The sequence below is a fragment of the Acinetobacter oleivorans DR1 genome (assembly GCF_000196795.1).
Taxonomy (GTDB): Bacteria; Pseudomonadota; Gammaproteobacteria; order Pseudomonadales; family Moraxellaceae; genus Acinetobacter; species Acinetobacter oleivorans.
This window is the reverse complement of record NC_014259.1, coordinates 2,106,079-2,125,881: the sequence shown is the minus strand read 5'-3', so window position 1 is coordinate 2,125,881 and position 19,803 is coordinate 2,106,079. Positions and strand designations below refer to the sequence as shown.

The following is a 19,803-nucleotide window of genomic DNA, read 5'->3' as shown; positions in this document are numbered from 1 at the left end:
ATCGAACAATATCTTGGCTAGGGGTGGTCTACAAACCCAAATTTTTTATTTAGAATAAATTTTTAATGACCTTATAAGATTTAATCAAGTGATTCATTTCACAAGATTAATATGAACCGGAGATAATTTATGCAATGGACTAAACCAGCTTTTACTGATTTACGCATTGGTTTTGAAGTTACTATGTACTTCGAAGCACGTTAATTCAGTTTCATCCAAATATGTCATAAGCCCTAGTCTTGTTCTAGGGCTTATCTCTTTCTAATAAGATATTAATTTTATGTATATTTATGTTTTAGGTTCAGCTGCCGGAGGCGGGTTCCCGCAGTGGAATTGTAATTGCCCGAATTGTCATGGTGTACGCACAGGTTCAATCCAAGCCAAAGCTCGTACTCAATCATCAATTGCTGTTTCTGAAAATGGAACAGACTGGGTTTTATTAAACGCATCACCTGATATCCGCCAGCAACTTTTTGAATTTAAAGCAGCTCAACCCGCACGTAAATTGCGTGATACAGGAATAACAAGCGTTATTTTAATGGACAGTCAGTTAGACCATACGACTGGGCTTTTAACCTTACGTGAAGGTTGTCCAATGAATGTATGGTGTACAGAAATGGTCCACCAAGATTTAACGAGCGGCTTTCCAGTATTTAATATGCTTAAACACTGGAATGGTGGTCTTCAATACAATGAAATTAATCCTAAACAAGCTTTTAAAATTGATGGTTTCGAAAATTTAGAATTTTTGCCTTTAATTATTAAAAGTGCTGCGCCACCATATTCACCGCATCGAAATGACCCACATGATGGTGATAATATTGCTTTAATTATCAAAGATCATAAGACACAAAAACAGTTGTTCTATGCGCCTGGTCTTGGAAAAATTGACGATCAAATCATGCAGATTATGCAGAGTTCAGACTGCGTCATGATTGATGGTACGCTTTGGACAGACGATGAAATGCAACAAACAGGGGTTGGAACTAAAACTGGCCGTGAAATGGGGCATTTATATATTAGTGGTGAAGGTGGTTCACTATCTTATTTAAATCAGCTGAGTACACCTAAAAAAGTGCTGATTCATATTAACAATACCAATCCAATTTTAAATGAAAACTCTAGCCAGTTTGCTGAACTTAAAGCAAATGGTGTAGAAGTTGCCTATGACGGCATGCAGATTGAACTCTAAGGTGAAACATGACTCAAACACCTGAAGCTTTAACGACTGAACAATTCAAACAAGCCATTATCGATAAAGGTCAGTATTATCATATCTATCATCCATTTCACGTGATGATGTATGAAGGTAAAGCAACCCAGCAACAAATTCAGGCTTGGGTTGCAAATCGATATTACTATCAAATTAATATTCCGCTTAAAGATGCGGCGATTATGGCAAATTGCCCCGACCAGCGAGTCCGTCAAGAATGGATTCAACGCATGATCGACCAAGATGGTGAATATCCAGATGGAGGTGGTCGAGAAGCATGGTTACGCTTGGCCGAAGCTGTGGGCTTGAGTCGTGAACAAGTTATTTCTGAAGAACTGGTATTACCGGGTGTGCGCTTTGCTGTAGATGCATATGTGAACTTTGCACGCCGTGCTTCATGGCGTGAAGCAGCAAGCAGTTCTTTAACTGAACTTTTTGCTCCACAAATTCATCAGTCACGACTTGATTCATGGCCACAACACTATCCATGGATTGATGATAAAGGCTATGAATATTTCCGTTCTCGTTTAAGTCAGGCACGCCGTGACGTTGAACATGGTTTAACAATTACACTTGATTCATTTACAACTCATGAGCAACAAGAGCGAATGCTTGAAATATTGCAGTTTAAACTAGATATTTTATGGAGCATTCTAGATGCTTTAACACTTGCACATGTTCACAATGAAGCACCATATCACAGCGTGACGAGCAAACGAGTTTGGCACAAAGGACTATTTAAATGAATAAAGAGCAGTTTGATTTAAACCTTGTGCCAACATGGCGACAAGGCTACCGTTTTCAGTTCGAGCCAGCTCAAAATGGTTTTGTGATTTTATATCCTGAAGGCATGATCAAGTTAAATGAAAGTGCAGGGGCAATCGGGCAATATATTGATGGGCAGCAGAATGTTTCTGCAATTATTGCCCAGTTAAAGCAAAAATTTGGTGATATTGCTGAGATTGATCAAGATGTAGTGGATTACATGCTGGTCGCAAAGCAGCAACACTGGATTGATTTAGTATGACAGAAGGTGTTGGCCTACCTTTATGGTTATTAGCGGAACTTACTTATCGTTGTCCGCTACAATGCCCATATTGCTCAAACCCATTGGACTATGCTCAGCATAAAAATGAGCTGACCACTCAAGAGTGGTTTGATGTTTTTGATCAAGCACGTCAGATGGGTGCTGTTCAACTCGGTTTCTCTGGTGGAGAACCACTGGTACGTCAGGATTTAGAACAACTCGTTGCACATGCTCATCAGCAAGGCTTTTATACCAACTTAATTACCTCAGGCATGGGCCTTACTGAACAACGTATTGCTGATCTAAAACAAGCGGGCTTAGACCACATTCAAGTGAGCTTCCAAGCTAGCGACCCTGTGGTAAATGATGCCTTGGCAGGTTCAAAGCATGCTTTTGAACAAAAGTATGAAATGTGCCGACTGGTTAAGAAATACGATTATCCAATGGTACTTAATTTTGTTATTCATCGACATAACATTGACCAGATTGAACAAATTATTGAACTTTGCCTTGAGCTGAATGCCGATACAGTCGAGCTAGCAATTTGTCAGTTTTATGGTTGGGCTTTTCTAAACCGCCAAGGTTTATTACCCACGCAAGAGCAACTGACACGTGCAGAACGGATTACCAATGAATATCGAGAAAAATTAAAAGCGCAAAATCATCCTTGCAAACTTATTTTTGTAGTGCCTGATTATTATGAAGAACGGCCAAAAGCTTGTATGAATGGCTGGGGTAAAATCTTCTTTACAGTTGCTCCAGATGGTATGGCGCTACCTTGCCACGCAGCAAGACAATTGCCAATTTCATTTCCAAACGTCCGTGAACATAAATTGTCAGATATTTGGTACAAATCAACGGGATTTAATCATTTTCGTGGCGATGCATGGATGCCTGAAGGGTGCCGTAGTTGCCCAGATAAAGATCGTGACTTTGGCGGATGTCGGTGTCAGGCCTATATGCTGACTGGAGAGGCGGCTAATGCAGATCCTGTATGTGGGAAATCGCCGTATCATCAAATGATTGAACAAGCACGTACAGAAAGTCAGTTGGCTGCACCACTGCAAAATTTAGTATTTCGTAATAGTAGAAACTCTAAATCTTTAAGCGCCACAAAAAATATTCCAGTCCACACGCTTACAGACATATAGCAAGTAGGAATGCTCATGAAGCCTAGCCATATTTCAGTTTTTGATGGACATAATGATGCTTTAACACGCTTATGGCTAAGTGATCACCCAGATCCCGTACATGCTTTTATTCATGAACGTTTAGCTGGCCATCTTGATTTAAAACGCTGTCAAGAAGCTGGTTTTATGGGAGGAATGTTTGCGATTTTTTTACCCCCATATAGCTATGTTCAACAGCATCATCCTAATAAGCTATTTGATCAAAATGCTTCTGATTTTACCCAACAGCAAATTGAACAAATTTGCTTAGAACAACTCGATTTAGCTCATCAACTCGCTCAGCATTCTAAAAATATTAAAATTTGCACATCAGTTCAAAATATTCACGATTGTTTAGCAGAGAAAAAGCTAGCAATTGTGTTGCATATGGAAGGTGCTGAAGCTTTACAGCAAAATCCTGATTTACTCGATGTATTTTATGAAAGAGGTTTGCGTAGTATTGGCCCACTTTGGAATAGACCTAGCCGCTTTGGACATGGTTTAAATGCCAAGTTTCCTCATTCACCCGACACCGGAGCAGGTCTTACCAGCGATGGTAAAAACTTTATAAAACGCTGTGCCAATAAAAAGATGGTGATTGATGTTTCACACATGAATGAACAAGCGTTTTGGAATACGGTAGATATATTGCAGCAGCCAATTGTAGCAACGCACTCTAATTCACATGCTTTATGCCCTCAAGCACGTAACTTAACTGACTCACAGCTTAAAGTAATTCGAGAAAGTAAAGGGATTGTAGGCGTAAATTTTGATGTCGCGTTTTTACGATCCGATGGACAACGCAATGCAGATACATCCATCGATGTAATTTTAGAACATTTAGAATATTTAATGGATCATTTAGGCGAAGAACATGTGGGCTTTGGCTCTGATTTTGACGGTGCACTTATTGGTACTGAACTTAAAGATGTGACAGGGCTACATCGCTTAATTGAGCGTATGCAACAGCGTGGTTATTCTAAAACACTGATTGAAAATATATGTCTTAATAATTGGGTGAGGGTACTTGATAGAATTTTGGCTTAATAATGAATGACTAAATAGAGTTAATCTACAGAATCATAACAGTTTTTTTATTGGCCGAAATGACTAAAAAAAATACAAATAGTTTAATTGTCAACCATTCGGTATATTCACTACACTCAACCTTACTGAATGTAAGAACATTTGGTATTTCAGGTCTTTTGTGGTTTTCACATTACCCATTTCTTCATGAGAAGTAGAAATGGGTTTTTTCTTATGTGAAACAAATAAACGTGATATCCATCACAAGAACTACTAATTATTGGTATAACCACTCAATTTCATCTTGACTAAAACTTCAGCATTAAATACATTTGTAGTGTATTCAAAGATAATAAGATTGCTTAAAGCAATTCATAATACTGCTTAATCCTGAAATACAGTAAAAAGCCTATTCAAAATATAGAATAGGCTTTTTGCTTTGTATCAAAATTTATTTTTTAACTATTACACTATTCAATTAACATAAAAATTAAATACCTTACAAAAGCGGAGCAAATGAAAGCCGTTAAATAACAAATTATGTGCTATTAATTAAAACTGATTTTTCAAAAGTTACTCCGTCAATCGAAGAGGTGCAAAATGTTAAAGTCAATTTTAGTGATAGGAACAGGTATTGCGATTGGGATGTGTGTCTACAAGAAGAAGCAAAAGAACAGTAAGAGTTTTAACACAGATCACGATAGCGACCCAGTGACTAGTAAAGACAGGGTCCAAAATCAAGATGATGGCTCAATTGATAACGCTGTACAAGTTTAAAATTAAATAAAAAGGGGTTCAAATAATGAACCCTTTAATTTTATTAAAACTCATAATTATTTTAAATAGATTAACTTAAAGATAATAATTAAATTAATAATTACTCAACTATTCATTTAATTATTACAAAAGTATGATTAGAACAAAAAAAACACTTTCATTATTAAAATTTACATATTGTATCAGTGGAGTCTTTATTATTAGCGATGCGGATAATAAAAAAGGAGACTAGAATGTCAAAGCGCCATATTTTAAAAGAAGTAAATGCCAAAAGTATGTGTGGTATGGAAATTGTAGTTGAACAAATTTATGAAAATATTTATGAAAAAAATTTTGTCCAAGCTGAACAAGAGCAAAGCTGGTTGCCACTTTCTAAAATTGTGATTTCGGATAAAGTCATTAATTTAGATCCGGATAACAGTTTTGCTCATCCAAGAACAGGTAAGGTTTTTAAAGTATTGAACTCCTAATAAATTTGAGTTCACCAGCACACTACACGTTACAAATTATTGAGGTGATTCCTACAGAGGTATCACCTCAATGTCTTTCAGTAAGAGCTGATTTTTCCCATTAACGCTTTAATTAAGAGAAATTGCATTTCATGACTCGTGATTAACTAAAAAATAGGGTAATTTGTTTATAAAGTTTTTAAGTAAACACTGATTTTTTATGATAATTGAGATAGAAACACATCCACTAGAACCCTTTTTACCTGAAAATGCGCGTTTACTCATGTTAGGTAGCTTTCCGCCACCGCGTAATAAATGGAAGATGGATTTTTATTATCCAAATTTCCAAAATGACATGTGGCGAATTTTTGGTTTAATTTTTTTCCAAGACAAAACTTACTTTTTAAGTGAAAACCAAAAAAATTTTAATGAAGAACGTATCCGAAATTTCTTAATGGAAACAGGTATTGCGATCTTTGACACGGCTTATCAAATTAAGCGGTTGAAGGGGAATGCCGCAGATAAATTTCTTGAAATCGTAACCCCAACAGATCTTACCGTTTTGCTTCAGCAGATTCCCCTATGTCAGACCATCATGACCACAGGAGATAAAGCAACTGATACCCTAATTTCAGTTTTACCCGAGAACACTGAAAAACCACTTATAGGGACATCTACATCGACTTACTTTGCAGGAAGGCATATCAATTTATATCGCTTACCATCTTCGTCTCGAGCGTATCCATTGGCACTAGAGAAAAAAGCTGAGGCTTATCAAAAATTCTTTCAAGAAATTGGGATTTTATAAGTCAAGTTGAAGTCTCTTACATCATCCATTCAACGGGTAAATATGAAACGGCTTTAATCATTGTACGTTGGAAAAGACTCGTATCTGGGTCTTTTTCATATTCAACAACTTGTCCATTCGACTGATAATCTAACCAAATAATTTTACCTTCACTGTTTAACTTAAGCTGATAAGCGACTTGAGGTAAATGCTGATCGAGCATGACCGAAATTTGAGCTTGTAATTGACTCGACTCAATAACAAGACCAACCTCAGTATTTAAGTAAGTCGAACGTGGATCAAAGTTAAAAGAACCAATAAATACTTTACCGTCTACATCAAAAAATTTGGCATGCAAGCTCGATTTATTTTTACCTTTTGCTGGAATCACACTTCCAGTTACCACTTCATACCATGTTCTACGTCTGCGTTCTAAAAATGGCTTAAACTCAAATAGTTCTACACCACTTTTCAGCATTTCGACTCGATATTGACTATAAAAAGCATGCACAATTGCCACATCGTTTGCAGCAAAAGAGTTCGTTAAAACCCTAACTTTAACGCCTTGAACTTTTAACTGTTTTAAATAGTAAGCGCCTTGTTGTGTAGGAACAAAATAAGCTGAAGCCAATTCGATGTGCTGCTTTGGTTCACCCATAATGGCCATAACTTGCCCATAAAGCATCTCTTCTTTAGAAGCTATTCCTAAGATCTTTTTTGGTGAATCTGCAACAAAATATGCTTTTGACCATTGAATTGGATAGTGCTCTAGAAGTTCTTTTAAATAAGTTTGAGCATCATAAAGTTTATCTTCGGTTTGAGTATGATTTTCACTTTCATGAAGCAAATCATGATAATGCTGTCGTAACGATTGCAAGTGGTGGACAGCGCAAGTCCCGACCAGCTTGGTCGCATCTTGGCTTAATTCACTTTGCCAGAAATCATTAAAAACTGCTTGAGCATGCTGTACCGTATGTCCATAAAATAAGATATCTAGATCGGTAAACTGAAACTTACTACTTGCATCAAAATATTCACTACTGATATTACGCCCGCCAGTTACAGCAATCACGCCATCTGCAATAATTAATTTATTATGCATACGATGGTTTACTTTCTTGAACCGGAAAATATAGTCCAAAATTCTTACATATCTGAATTTATATGGATTAAATAAACGAATTTCAAAGTTAGGATGGTGTAGAAGGCTTCTTAGAACACCATCAAGTTTTACTCCATTTTGATCGTCAATGAGTAACCGAACTTTTACACCACGATCTGCCGCCGTTAATAACTCGTGCAGCATTAGGTTCCCAACAAAATCATTTGTCCAAATATAGTATTGTAAATCGATTTTTTCTTTTGCATTTCTAATTAGATACATACGAGAGGCGATACTGATAAAAGCATCATCTAATGCAACAAAAGCAGTTAATCCTTGTTTAGTTTTTTCTGTAGCTTGTTCATCATTCAACCAATTAAAGCTATTTGTCACTGTATCATTCTCATCAGGGTCGTATGTATCGTTATACGAAGGTGTGTGTGTAAAGCCCCAGGCATTTAATGCCATACTACTGTAGTGCTGATAGAACTGATTAATCATGTAAGCTTTTGTCGCATCCAAGATAAGCACATCACAGCATTTTTATATTCAATTTATATGTCAAAATTCATATTAAACTCTATAAATGCATTATGCCAAGCCTCAACTCTAGCAATTCCTTATATTTATAGGCACTTCTAAGAGAGCATATCCATTTAAACATATAAAGTTAAATTTAACCTTTTTAAGGCTAATGCTATATTTAATATTATTTTCGAAGGATGCTCGAGATGAGTCATGTAGGTTCTTGTTTATGCAATGAAGTCAAATTTTCTATCAATAACGAAATCAAGACTGTGTACCATTGCCACTGTAGTCTCTGTCGTAAACAAACTGGAACAGGAGCGAATGCTGCAACTTTAGTGAGTCAGGATAAATTTGAATGGCTCTCAGGTTTTGAGCTTATCCATACTTATAAAAAAGAAACAGGCTTCACATCTTCATTTTGTAGTAAATGTGGATCGCCTGTACCTAATTTGGTAGGAACTACTCATTTTATGTGGATTCCATTAGGTCTATTAGATAAAGACATTCGGGTTTTAAAGAAGCTTAATTTTTGTATAGTTTCAAAGACAAACTGGGCAAATACCGTAATTGCAGATCAATCTTATAATCAGCTTCCAACTTTAGATGAGCTAAAAATATTTTTTGATTAGAATAAATTTTTATCTAAAAACGAGACTCAGTTTGCATTAACTTTATTTTTTTCGGATGGTTATGCTTGCAGGTTTCACAAAAACACACTAATTACAATTGGCAGCACAACAATTACATTAGAAAACATGATATCTATCATACTTCCTTAAAGGGTTGAGTGAGTAGCCTGACAATAAAAGGGAGAAAATAAAATGCCACAATATTTAATCATTGCTGAGAATGTGTATAAAAAAATTGAGGACAAAAATTTATTTTCTGAAAGCTCAGCAGAGAACTTAAATCAGTTGGTTAGCGTAATCCGCAAAGAAATTAAAGGAACCAAGTTTAAACTTAAATATAATTTTATAGATTTTGAAGAATGCTTAACCAAGCCATTAGAAGAATGCGCGATTAAGTTGGATATGAGCCTCATGCCCAAACATAAAAATAAAGATGAATATATACTTTGGCTCGCGGGTTTTATTGAAAGAATTACAACGGGAGGAGAGGCCAAGCTTCCACCAATCTCGAAATTTATTCCTCCAGACTTTAAGTTTAACTATGACGAACCTCCTAAAGTGTCATCCTCGACAAGAGATGATGGGGAGATGATTATTAATTATTTCAAATCAGATGCCTTTACTAAAATTATAAAAGAAGAAAAATAAGTTAAAAAAATATAGAAGTGATCGTCCACTACACTTCTATATGTCGCTGTAAATTCAGCAACCGCCTTCTGGGGCGGTTTTTTAATTTAGCTCTCCTTATTCTTATAAAATATATTGTTATAACTTTTCACAAAAGTTTGCATAACGCACAGAATCAGTCTCATTGGCCTAAAAACAGATACAACCTTCAATGTTAATTTTTAATTTACTTAACTATCTTTTGGAGATACCAATGTTCAAAGCTCTGTTTTTCTTTAGTGCTGGTGCTGTTTTCGGTTACTGCTGTAAACACAAAGAGGATAAAGCTAAAAAGGAAAATTCTTCTAAATAAGCTAAATATATTCTTAAAAAACTCGCTGCTTAGTCAGTTTTTTATAAGGAGGTGTCTATGCTCCACAACCTTAGACAAATTTTCTGTATTCATGTCTGGGAATATGATTTTGATATAACTCACGACGAAATTAAAGAGTGCAGAAAATGTGGGAAAGTTCATAGAGTGAAGAACTTCCGCAAACTTACTTAAGATTTAAAGAAGCGCTTTTCCTCTTAAGTAAATATTAAAAATTAAATAGGCTTAATCGTTTAAATATGTTGAGCCTATCTAATATAAATTTTAAAACCAAGCGTTTTAGTTAATATTAATACCTACTAATTTAATCAGAATAAAAAAGTAAAAATAAATCACACTTTTAAACAATATGTTGTTATTATCGCCACAATTGATCAAGTAAAATTAAAAATGCAGAAACAATTTAATAAAAATTAAAAACTTATTTTTATAACTTTGAAATTATAATTATATTTTATAAATAATTAAAAAGGAGATATAAATGCCAAAATACTTGCTATTAGCAGAAAAAATTAATAAAAATATTAAATATAAATACTCTAGCAATCATTTTAAAAACTTAAATAATCTCATCATAGAAATCAAAAAAGCCATTGCAGGTACAGAATTAAAATTTTTATATAACTTTGTGAATTTCGAGGGTGCAGTTGTTAGCTTTAAAAATGAACTACCTATTACATTAGATATGAGTTTGATTCCAAAGCATAAAAATGAAGATGACTTTGTTTTATGGTTAGCAGATTTTATTGATCGTATTACTATAGATACAAGCAAAGGAATTGACTAAAGGTAGTTCGCTCTTAGACAAACCATCAGGGATAAAATATTTAAGGTTCCTGTCTAGGGGCTGAATTCATATCATGTCGAACTTTGCTTATATTTTCATAAATGACCTTACGCATTCTGTTTACTGCACCTAATGGCTTATGTTCAGGTAAGGCATGCCACGGCGTAAAAGAAAGATTTTCACAGAACTGGTTTTGTTCAGGTGTATCAAAGTTTTGCTTTGGAATGTGAATAGTTGCTACTTGATAAAAGGGAGCTGCTTTTTCATCCCATTCTGTCATCGCATCTTCTACTAGCATTTTACTTGAAGTTCTCGGCTGAATAAGGAACTCCATACAAGCATCAGTATTTTGCAAAGTATTTTTTAAAGCTTCTCTTAAAAAATCATGACTAGGGTTTTTAGGTAGATTATTTGGTGTTACCGAACAAGCACGTACTGAATATTTAACTGCTTGTCGATCTTTGCCAAGTCCCAACTGATAGGGAACCATAGACCAATAACGTGCATAGAGTGGGTTTGCAATTTGTGAGTTACGTGCTCCCAGCGCATTCATGGTTCCCTTAAAGCCTAAGGCAAAAGGAATATGAAGTTTTCTGATCATATTATGGCTATTCACATCATTCATAAAAGAAAGATATCTTTTTGCATCATTGGCAAAAAAGACAGGGTGATTAATCATAATAAAATCTTGAGTGGTCGCTTGTTTTTCACTTTCTAAAATTTTGTCTCCAGATACACCTAAAAGTTTTATGGCGATTCCGCGTGCATCTTTGTCAATGTCGGCACTCGTGGCGTCATTAGATGCATTTGAAAAACGAATCCATGCTTGATAACTTTGATCTGGGATAAAAACTCCTTTAGCAAACTGAGCAGGTATATTTTTTGAGACATGAAACTCGGCTCGAACACAACCATGCGCTTTAGGATGTGCATCACGTAAAGCATTTCCCGCCGTATATTGTTCACGAATTGACTTTTCAATGACTTGAGCTATGTTCTGAGCTAACGCTTCCTCATTAGACTGTAACTTTTCCCCTAAAACTGTATCAGCTTCTGGATAGGCGATACTTTCTGAAGATGTCTTTATTGGTATGGTTCTTTGGGAATGTAAAGTTTCACTACAACCTGTGATTGCAAACACAAGAGGAGTAAATACAAACAATATCCTAAAATGAGTAGGCTGCATAAAATTTGACATTTATTATCTCCTCAGTGCAAAAATATTTTAGGATAATATTAAGTTTAATTGTTTAACTATATTTTGAGCTTTATAAAAAATATTAACTGTAAATAATTTAAACGTCATTGTTACTTATCTGAACAATAAAATAAAAATTATTATTTAATATAAAACCTCTTAATACATTAAGAGAATGTAGACATGATAACTAACTCACAAAATGTACAAAATAATTCTAATTCATCACCACATCCAATCACTCAAAATACACTTATTGATCGGTTTAGTCCTATCTATTGGAGAATAGATGGCCCACAAACAATGTCTTTTGCTATTACGAATTATGGAAATGGTTTCGAAGCATCTTTTAGAGCACGAATGGCAAATGATCTAGTAGGAATTAGTTGGGATTCTAATGATACTAAAGATCATAAATTTTTAGCGTATCAGACCAAATATAGCTATGCAGGGGTGGTTTGGGACTTCGATATTGAGTTATCTGCCACGATGCCAGTGCTTAACAATCCAAGTTTAACGCCCACTTTAACGGTGTACTATAATGAAAATGGTGTAGATAAAGTTGCCTATGTTGTCTTATTTAACTATGCAAATAATCCTTCATCGCGAACGGCACATATTCATATTAACTGGGATACAGTAAAAGCTGGATTTTCTGCTACAGATAGCTTCCCGGTAACTAACATTCAACGGATTTCATTTTCAGGTTTCACGAGCCATTATAATAGTCAATCAGCCTTACCTTTAAGCCAGCCTGAAGATGGCTACATTCGTCTGACCAATTCAGTCGTAACTGGTACAAATGCAAAGTTAAATTTGAGCCGTGTGGTTGTTCCTCAGCACAATTATGGTATCTGTACGAGCTATGACGACCACTATGATTTAAATCCTCAGCGCTTAGTCAACAATATGGTGACTTTGGGATATAAGGGTTTGGTTAACCACTATTGTGGAATGTCACATTATCCTGAAATGACATGGAAAAGTGATATTAATAAATGGCAAATACCAGATACGTTGGTAACAGGTGAAGCGGTCGTTAACTCATGTACGCGTAAATGGCATGAGAAATATGCTCAGGCGTTACATAGCGCCAGTCTGCAACCCATCTTTGGGGTAAGCTTTGAAATGTATTCCTTGGGGGCTAATGAATATTGGGCTCAACGTGACTGGAACAGTAATTTGGGTAAAACAGGCTATCAACCACCGAGCTATTTTTTTAGTTTAAGTCATCAGAATGCTTTGGCATATCTACGTAAAGTCTTTATTGAATTTGCAGATGCAATGGTAGTAGGGGGATGTGATGTAAACATGCAGATTGGTGAACCTTGGTGGTGGTATAACACCGATACGAATCTACCTTGTGTATATGACTATCCAACAAAACTAGCCTTTAATGCAGATACAGGTTTATATGCACCAGATTTGGGAACAATCTATGAAGCAATGAATAAAACAGGAACGCCATATGATGAGTTTAAAACATGGCTCAGAAATAAATTAGGTCAAACCTGCCAAGACATTCGCACGGTCATTAAAGCGAAATACTCCGCTGCCAAAGTTAGCCCCCTTATTTTCTTTCCTTCTATTCAATCTCCGATTCAGACTTTAGCCACTTATATTAACTATCCAAGCCAACATTATTCATATCCTAATTTTGATTATATGATGACAGAAGCTTATGACTGGCTATTGGAAGCTCGTTTAGACTTAGCACATCAGGCAGTTTCACAAATACCTATACAAGGACTAGGCTATCCTGCCAATAAAGTCATTTACTTATCAGGGTTCGTTCCTGATGCATCTATTGCCTATATTTATGGATTTGATAAAACCAAGCCATATCGAACGCCCATTTGGCAACGAATTTTTGGTGACATGAAAAACAATGTTTCCTTAGGTTTAATGAAGCAATTTATTTGGGCCTATCCACAGGTTATGTTTGATTCAATTACGATCGATACTACTCAGGCTCCAAATGGCTTCTTTGTTGAAAATACGCTGTATTCGCCAATTAGTGATAACACACCATATCCACCAGATATTTACCTCTAAGTAAACATAACCCTTTTATAAAATAAGTGATTTGATAAGAAAACCTCTTCAAGTAAGAGGTTTTCTTCTTTTTGAAACTGAAGCTTGCTTAGACGTACCTGACTGGCTATGCTGTGATAGATTGTCATGAAAGCCAATTTTAATTTAAGCAAAATTAAGCTCTTGTATTACTGTTACATAATCTATTTTGCTCGACTATAAATACCGAATGATTTAAAGGAAACCCAAAGATGAAATCTCGTGCAGCTGTCGCCTTTGCCCCAGGAAAACCTTTAGAGATTGTTGAAGTTGATGTTGCACCACCTCAAGCGGGTGAAGTTTTAATAAAAATTACCCATACAGGGGTATGTCATACCGATGCTTTTACATTATCTGGTGATGACCCAGAAGGTGTGTTTCCTGCCATTTTAGGTCACGAAGGTGCAGGTGTTGTAGTTGAAGTGGGTGAGGGCGTAACAAGCGTTCAGCCGGGTGATCATGTTATTCCACTGTATACAGCTGAATGTAAAGAATGCTTATTCTGTAAATCTGGAAAAACCAACTTATGTGTTGCAGTACGTGCTACACAAGGTAAAGGTGTCATGCCAGATGGAACCACACGTTTTTCTTATAATGGTGAGCCGATTTACCATTACATGGGTTGTTCAACCTTTAGCGAATATACAGTGGTGGCAGAAGTATCTTTAGCAAAAATCAATCCTGAAGCGAATCACGAGCAAGTATGTTTACTTGGATGTGGTGTGACGACTGGTATTGGAGCAGTGCATAACACAGCAAAAGTACAAGAAGGTGACTCTGTTGCTGTATTTGGCTTAGGTGGTATTGGTTTAGCTGTTGTACAAGGTGCACGTCAAGCGAAAGCTGGGCAAATTATTGTAGTAGACACCAACCCAGATAAATTTGAACTTGCTAAGCAATTTGGTGCTACAGATTTCTTAAACCCTAAAGATTATGATAAACCGATTCAACAAGTCATTGTAGAAATGACAGGCTGGGGTGTTGACCACTCATTTGAATGTATTGGTAACGTCAATGTAATGCGCTCAGCTTTAGAGTGTGCACATCGTGGTTGGGGACAATCAGTCATTATTGGTGTTGCTGGTGCAGGTCAAGAAATTTCGACTCGTCCATTTCAGCTAGTTACCGGCCGTAAATGGTTAGGTACTGCTTTTGGTGGGGTAAAAGGCCGCTCACAACTTCCAAAAATGGTCGAAGATGCAATGAAAGGTGAGATTCAACTTGAACCATTTGTAACGCATACTATGCCTCTTCAAGACATTAATACTGCTTTTGATTTAATGCACGAAGGTAAATCAATTCGCACAGTCATTCATTTCTAAATGAAATAAAAAAGGGCTGTAATTCAGCCCTTTTTTACAACTTATGATTTTATATGTTAAATGGCATTACCGCACATGTCAGTTGTACCCTGAGGATAGTTAAACTGTAGCGCATTACGGTCAGTGATAAGCTCATTAAACAATTCTTGTCCAAATAATTGATTAGAATATACTGATATACTGCTTGCTACAGAAAAACTTATATTTTCAAGAGGCGCAGGTAAAGAAGATTGATAACCTTGATCAACACCATTAAAAATGAAACCGACTTGTCTAGTATTCTGATTAATATATATTCCTAAACGTTGGTATTCCTGTGTATTATTTGTCATGTTTTGACTCTTGTAGTAGGAGTGATCAGGTCCACTATTATCGCTAACTCGATAAGCCACTGAATAACTTAATCTAGGAGGGTTTTCACCAAAATCTGGATCATAAGTTCCCATTTCAAACCCATAGCTTGATCTAACTGAATAACCGTTATTTGTTACGCCAGTAAAATAAATACTAGACATATAAGCATTGTTTTCAAAACCTGAGTTAACAAGCGTTATTGTTGGAATTTTAAACTCCATTTCAAATGCAATAATACCTGTGTGAGGTATCGTTAAATCTCCAATGTCATTAGACGAATTAAGACTCGCTTTACTTCTAGCTACATAATCTATGTAGCCATACTCACTTTCTGGCCTAGGCTCTACTTTTAGACTAAATTTTTGACCTGTTATCGATGGAAATATACTCAGAGGAACATATCCAGGATTTTCATTACTCCAAACATCATAGTCTTGTTGTGTGGCATCAAAATTGTATTGACAGACAGGGGCAGAATTAAGGGAATTCGTTTGAGCTAATAGCATCTGTGGTGCTAATTTTTCATTTTTTACAGATGATGAACTGCTTTTAGATGCGACTTTTCGGTTAGCTTCATTAAGCGGTCTGGTACTTGTATTGTCAGAAGATACTTCATACATTGCCCAACATAATGTAATAGCGCTAACAGCAATTATGCCTATTTTTTTCATAAATATTCCTATTAAGTTAAGTATTAAATTTTTAGAAAGTAGCGATAAAGTAAAATTTATTATTAATTTTTAAATATTTGAAATTATTAGGTTTATAAACTATTGAACATGATTAATCATATTCAATAGTTACAGTAGCCATTGCACGTACTTTACCAGCAGTCACATTTGCGGCTGTTTGATAGTAGCGAGCAGTCATCGGTATGTTATATTGAAGTGTCTGGTTAGAGGACAATGTACCTAAAGCGAGCTTATCGCCTTTTTTGATGACCTGATTCTTATTTTGATAGTTCCACAATAATTGTACACCCACACCATTGGCTTTTTCAGATGCAGCAGCTGTATTAGTTAAAACCTGATTGTTTGTGCCGTCTTGTGTAAAGTCATAAGTTAAACTAATGAGGTTTTTCTCTTCATAACCCGTTGGGTTAATACCACCATTACAAAGAATGTTCATATCAAAAGTTTGTTCGCCTTGAGTAGAACCAACGCCTTTGAATCCAGCCTTTGTAACTGTAGGAAGCTGTACTACCTTGTTAATATTCCCTTGAATTTCACATGAAGAGGATGCAATGGTAATCGCATTAGCATTAACAGTACTTGTTAAGAATGGTTGATTTGGAAAACCGCGGACATAATAGCTACTATATCTACCCGGTACTAACGTTCCAGAGCCAGTTTGTGGAGCAATTTTAATAATTTCCACCACAAAATAACCAGATCCTAAATAACGAGTACCAGATATTCCACCACGTACATAAGGATAATAGCCCGAGAAATTCGTATTATTGTCTGCTTCACGATAGAGGCGAATACCAATACCCGGAATGTTCGTGGTATAGATGCTATTACCTAAAGAACTTAAAGGGTAAGATTGGGTTAATTCAGCAATTACTGTATCGTAATTATCGCATAGGCGCGCTTCAGTGGAAGTACGGTTAATAGGAAAAGTCGCTTTTCTTAAAACTGCCCCGACTTGGTCACTAGGGCGTACAACAACACGCCCTACAGACATAAGGACATCATTTGCCTCATAATTATATATACGACATGCAGCATTAGCCTCACCATACACACCAAGGCCAGCCGTAAATAAGAAACTTGTTAATAATATTCTTTTCATTTGCAGACAGCCTCAGTCATTACCATGCTTTGTTGCTTATTTTGCAACTGATTACTAATGTTGTACTCAACTGAACAACGTTCATTGCTTTCGTCACCCCATTTCACATAGAGACGATCTTGAGCAAGTGGAGTACGTAAGTAAATCATACTACCTTGTGCAACAATACCGACAGCTTCATCTTTCTGATTAAATACTTGAGCTGCAAACGGTAAGCTGTTGCCATCTACAGTTTTACTATTAATGTAAACTGCATAACCAGTTTTAGTCGCAAAATCTACTTTAGCAATTGCACCAGCAAAAGGTGCAATACGTTGACTTGTTTCTTCAAGTTCTACTTCGCTCGACATTTCTTGTGGGTCAAGGGTAATGTCATTAAGACGGTACGGAGTAACATAAGGAACTACCGCATAACCCGCTTTATTCACGCTCAAACCAACAGCATTATTAACTTTTGCTCCGGCAGCTTCTGGCGCATGCACAAGTACCATCGTTTGGCCTTGTTCAGGTCCAAATAAAATACCTTCTGAGTGTGCAACCACACTACCAGTTAAGCTAACCATTGCTTGTTGGTAAGAATCAGCCACACTATAGGAACCACCAACAGTTGTATAGTTAGTACGATAACGACCATTTACGTTAAATGATGGATTCGCATAATCCTGATGCGACATTGAAGCGCCGTAACTAAAGCGATCCCCAACCATTCCACTTGCACCAACAGTACGACTGTCTTCAGAAGCAGTAACGTTGACGTTAACTGAATTCTTTTTGAAATCAATCGGGAACGATAATGTCATTAAATATTCAGTATCGTGTGTTTGATTCGTTGAGCCATATTCAACTTTACGGTTAATTGCAGATAAACCATAAGTTAAGCCATGGAAATTATTACTATAACCAAGCTGATATTGCTTAGTACTTTCGCTACGGTTCCAATAGTCAACCCACGAACCTACTACATAGAAGTTACCCCAACCTTCAGGTAAACCTTGGTTCAAGGTAATTTGGAATTCGCTACGTTGGCGACCAGCAGAGTAGGTATTAATACCTTTTTCTTCAAAATCACGGATAAGTAGAGCATCACGTAATTTGTAGAAGTTTTCTGTTGAGTAACGATAGGCTGCTAATGTTAAGTTTGTGTTGGTCGGAGTAATTAGCTTGCTATAACTTAAACGGAAACTTTGCCCCGATTGTGAAGACTGTTTTTCAAACTCAGCTTCAGAATGTGTAACGTCAAGTGCAATCGCACCAATTGGCGTAGCAAAAGCAGCACCCAACAATACAGCGGCATAATTTTCTGTAGCTTGTATGCCTGTATAACCTGTTAGGTAGTTGTTAATACCTTGCTGGTATTTACCTTGAACTACCCAAGGATCGAGATCAATATCCTGATCGCGGAACTGACCTACAGTTAATGAATAACGATTCATGCCAGGACGTAGCATCTGCACAACAGATGCGTAAGGCACAGCAAACTTTTGTATCTCACCATTTGCTTCAATAACAGTAACTTCAATCTCGCCACCAAAACCAGTAGGGTAAAGGTCATTAATTTCAAAGTTACCTGGTGCTACCGTTGTTTGATAAATAAGTTGACCTTGTTGACGAACTTCAATTTTTGCATTGGTTTTGGCATTACCACGAATACGCGGAGCATAACCAAGCATACTATTTGGTAACATACGATCATCACTTGAGAAATCGATACCACGATAACCATATGAGTCAAATATTTCGCCGTTTGTAAAGCTATCACCTAAGGTTAAAACACCACGGTATTTAGGAAATGCGCGCTGTAAGTAAGTACTTGTTTCTTCGTAACTTGATTTAGATTGATTTTCGGCAGGGGTGTCTTGCCATTGCCATTGACCATTATGACGTAATTGCCAACCGCCTAAATTTAGTCCAGCAGTTACGCCCATAAACGCATTTGTTGTTTCGCTTTGGTCATTAGACTGAGTAAATGTTTTGTAAGCACTGCCGTTATAAGATAAAAAGGCAGCATTAATCCCTCGATCCCATAGACTTGGGTCGACATAGCCTTGCGCATTTTTTTGCAAAGCAACTTGTGGAATCGAGATATCTACACGTAAGCGAGAGTTATCAAACTCATAAAATGCATTTTCAACCCACTCTTCAATTTTGTAACAACTACTATTTTCTTTTTGAAGAGAAGCGTGTTGCGCTAAAATCTCTTGTTTTACACCATATTCAGCAAGAGTATTTCCTGTAAAGCAGGTTACAGCATTTTTATTTGATTCTAATGCTTTAAAGAACATACGACGTTTGCCAAACCATTGGCCATTTACATAAACGTCAACATTATATTCGCCTGGTAAAACAGGGTTCCCGTATTTAAAACGAGAAATATCAACTTTTTGAGCATCGCCAATTAAAAAAGCAGAATCAAATTCAGCTTCTACAGGAGCACTCGCGACTGTTTCTTCAGCGTGCACGAATACAGGCATTGTCATTGTGACAACACCAGAAGCCAAGTAGTAACAAATATGGCGTTTTAATAATTTATAAGATTCTTGCCTTTTTTTTGGCATAGCTAAGTCCGCCTAC

General features: G+C 36.4%; 19 protein-coding genes. 14 read left to right on the top strand and 5 right to left on the bottom strand.

Annotated features, from left to right (window positions below; translation table 11 throughout):
• Nucleotides 1–129 precede the first annotated feature (129 nt).
• The 9 genes from pqqA (at nt 130) to AOLE_RS09885 (ending at nt 6,469) form a co-directional block, all read left to right on the top strand.
• Nucleotides 130–204 carry a pyrroloquinoline quinone precursor peptide PqqA gene (gene pqqA, locus AOLE_RS19865; protein WP_001982218.1) on the top strand — a complete coding sequence of 25 codons (75 nt, stop codon included), beginning with the start codon at nt 130–132 and terminating at the stop codon, nt 202–204.
• A gap of 76 nt (nt 205–280) precedes the next feature.
• Nucleotides 281–1,192 (top strand): pyrroloquinoline quinone biosynthesis protein PqqB, encoded by a 912-nt coding sequence (gene pqqB / locus AOLE_RS09915; protein WP_013197932.1) that lies wholly within the window; start codon nt 281–283, stop codon nt 1,190–1,192.
• Between the two features lie 8 nt (nt 1,193–1,200).
• Nucleotides 1,201–1,959: a pyrroloquinoline-quinone synthase PqqC gene (pqqC, locus tag AOLE_RS09910; RefSeq protein WP_013197931.1), complete on the top strand. Its 759-nt coding sequence runs from the start codon at nt 1,201–1,203 to the stop codon at nt 1,957–1,959.
• Nucleotides 1,956–2,240 carry a pyrroloquinoline quinone biosynthesis peptide chaperone PqqD gene (gene pqqD, locus AOLE_RS09905; RefSeq protein ID WP_004792407.1) on the top strand — a complete coding sequence of 95 codons (285 nt, stop codon included), beginning with the start codon at nt 1,956–1,958 and terminating at the stop codon, nt 2,238–2,240. The genes pqqC and pqqD overlap by 4 nt, the downstream gene beginning before the upstream one ends.
• A complete protein-coding gene (gene pqqE / locus AOLE_RS09900) occupies nt 2,237–3,391 on the top strand; it encodes a pyrroloquinoline quinone biosynthesis protein PqqE (protein ID WP_013197930.1) in 1,155 nt (384 codons plus the stop codon). The genes pqqD and pqqE overlap by 4 nt, the downstream gene beginning before the upstream one ends.
• 15 nt (nt 3,392–3,406) lie before the next feature.
• A complete protein-coding gene (locus AOLE_RS09895) occupies nt 3,407–4,456 on the top strand; it encodes a dipeptidase (protein ID WP_013197929.1) in 1,050 nt (349 codons plus the stop codon).
• A gap of 579 nt (nt 4,457–5,035) precedes the next feature.
• Nucleotides 5,036–5,212, top strand: a complete 177-nt coding sequence (locus AOLE_RS19860) for a hypothetical protein (protein ID WP_013197928.1) — start codon at nt 5,036–5,038, stop codon at nt 5,210–5,212.
• Nucleotides 5,213–5,445: 233 nt separating this feature from the next.
• A complete protein-coding gene (locus AOLE_RS09890) occupies nt 5,446–5,682 on the top strand; it encodes a hypothetical protein (protein WP_004792401.1) in 237 nt (78 codons plus the stop codon).
• A gap of 199 nt (nt 5,683–5,881) precedes the next feature.
• Nucleotides 5,882–6,469, top strand: coding sequence for a uracil-DNA glycosylase family protein (locus AOLE_RS09885; protein WP_013197927.1), 588 nt, complete (start codon nt 5,882–5,884; stop codon nt 6,467–6,469).
• A gap of 16 nt (nt 6,470–6,485) precedes the next feature.
• Here AOLE_RS09885 and AOLE_RS09880 read toward each other — a convergent pair whose 3' ends face one another.
• Nucleotides 6,486–8,072 carry a phospholipase D family protein gene (locus tag AOLE_RS09880; protein ID WP_013197926.1) on the bottom strand — a complete coding sequence of 529 codons (1,587 nt, stop codon included), beginning with the start codon at nt 8,070–8,072 and terminating at the stop codon, nt 6,486–6,488.
• A gap of 200 nt (nt 8,073–8,272) precedes the next feature.
• Between AOLE_RS09880 and AOLE_RS09875 the strand changes: the two genes are divergently transcribed.
• From AOLE_RS09875 to AOLE_RS09865, 3 genes are all read left to right on the top strand, one after another.
• Nucleotides 8,273–8,707, top strand: coding sequence for a GFA family protein (locus tag AOLE_RS09875; protein ID WP_081399151.1), 435 nt, complete (start codon nt 8,273–8,275; stop codon nt 8,705–8,707).
• Between the two features lie 192 nt (nt 8,708–8,899).
• Complete coding sequence (locus tag AOLE_RS09870) at nt 8,900–9,355, top strand: hypothetical protein (RefSeq protein WP_013197924.1); 456 nt, start codon at nt 8,900–8,902, stop codon at nt 9,353–9,355.
• 830 nt (nt 9,356–10,185) lie between these two features.
• A complete protein-coding gene (locus tag AOLE_RS09865; RefSeq protein ID WP_013197923.1) occupies nt 10,186–10,491 on the top strand; it encodes a hypothetical protein in 306 nt (101 codons plus the stop codon).
• A gap of 40 nt (nt 10,492–10,531) precedes the next feature.
• Here AOLE_RS09865 and AOLE_RS09860 read toward each other — a convergent pair whose 3' ends face one another.
• A complete protein-coding gene (locus AOLE_RS09860) occupies nt 10,532–11,689 on the bottom strand; it encodes a catalase family protein (RefSeq protein ID WP_013197922.1) in 1,158 nt (385 codons plus the stop codon).
• 183 nt (nt 11,690–11,872) lie between these two features.
• On the opposite strand from AOLE_RS09860, the gene AOLE_RS09855 reads away from it, so the two are divergent.
• Both AOLE_RS09855 and AOLE_RS09850 read left to right on the top strand, forming a co-directional pair.
• Nucleotides 11,873–13,744 carry a non-contractile tail sheath protein gene (locus AOLE_RS09855; RefSeq protein WP_013197921.1) on the top strand — a complete coding sequence of 624 codons (1,872 nt, stop codon included), beginning with the start codon at nt 11,873–11,875 and terminating at the stop codon, nt 13,742–13,744.
• A gap of 230 nt (nt 13,745–13,974) precedes the next feature.
• The gene (locus AOLE_RS09850; RefSeq protein WP_003651772.1) at nt 13,975–15,084 is read left to right on the top strand and encodes an S-(hydroxymethyl)glutathione dehydrogenase/class III alcohol dehydrogenase; all 1,110 of its coding nucleotides are present in this window, start codon (nt 13,975–13,977) and stop codon (nt 15,082–15,084) included.
• A 56-nt stretch (nt 15,085–15,140) separates the two neighbouring features.
• Here AOLE_RS09850 and AOLE_RS09845 read toward each other — a convergent pair whose 3' ends face one another.
• From AOLE_RS09845 to AOLE_RS09835, 3 genes are all read right to left on the bottom strand, one after another.
• Nucleotides 15,141–16,109 carry a DUF4882 family protein gene (locus tag AOLE_RS09845; RefSeq protein ID WP_013197920.1) on the bottom strand — a complete coding sequence of 323 codons (969 nt, stop codon included), beginning with the start codon at nt 16,107–16,109 and terminating at the stop codon, nt 15,141–15,143.
• A gap of 112 nt (nt 16,110–16,221) precedes the next feature.
• Nucleotides 16,222–17,232 carry a fimbrial protein gene (locus AOLE_RS09840; RefSeq protein WP_013197919.1) on the bottom strand — a complete coding sequence of 337 codons (1,011 nt, stop codon included), beginning with the start codon at nt 17,230–17,232 and terminating at the stop codon, nt 16,222–16,224.
• On the bottom strand, nt 17,229–19,787 hold the full coding sequence (locus AOLE_RS09835) for a fimbria/pilus outer membrane usher protein (protein WP_013197918.1): 2,559 nt from the start codon (nt 19,785–19,787) through the stop codon (nt 17,229–17,231). The genes AOLE_RS09840 and AOLE_RS09835 overlap by 4 nt, the downstream gene beginning before the upstream one ends.
• Nucleotides 19,788–19,803 lie beyond the last annotated feature (16 nt).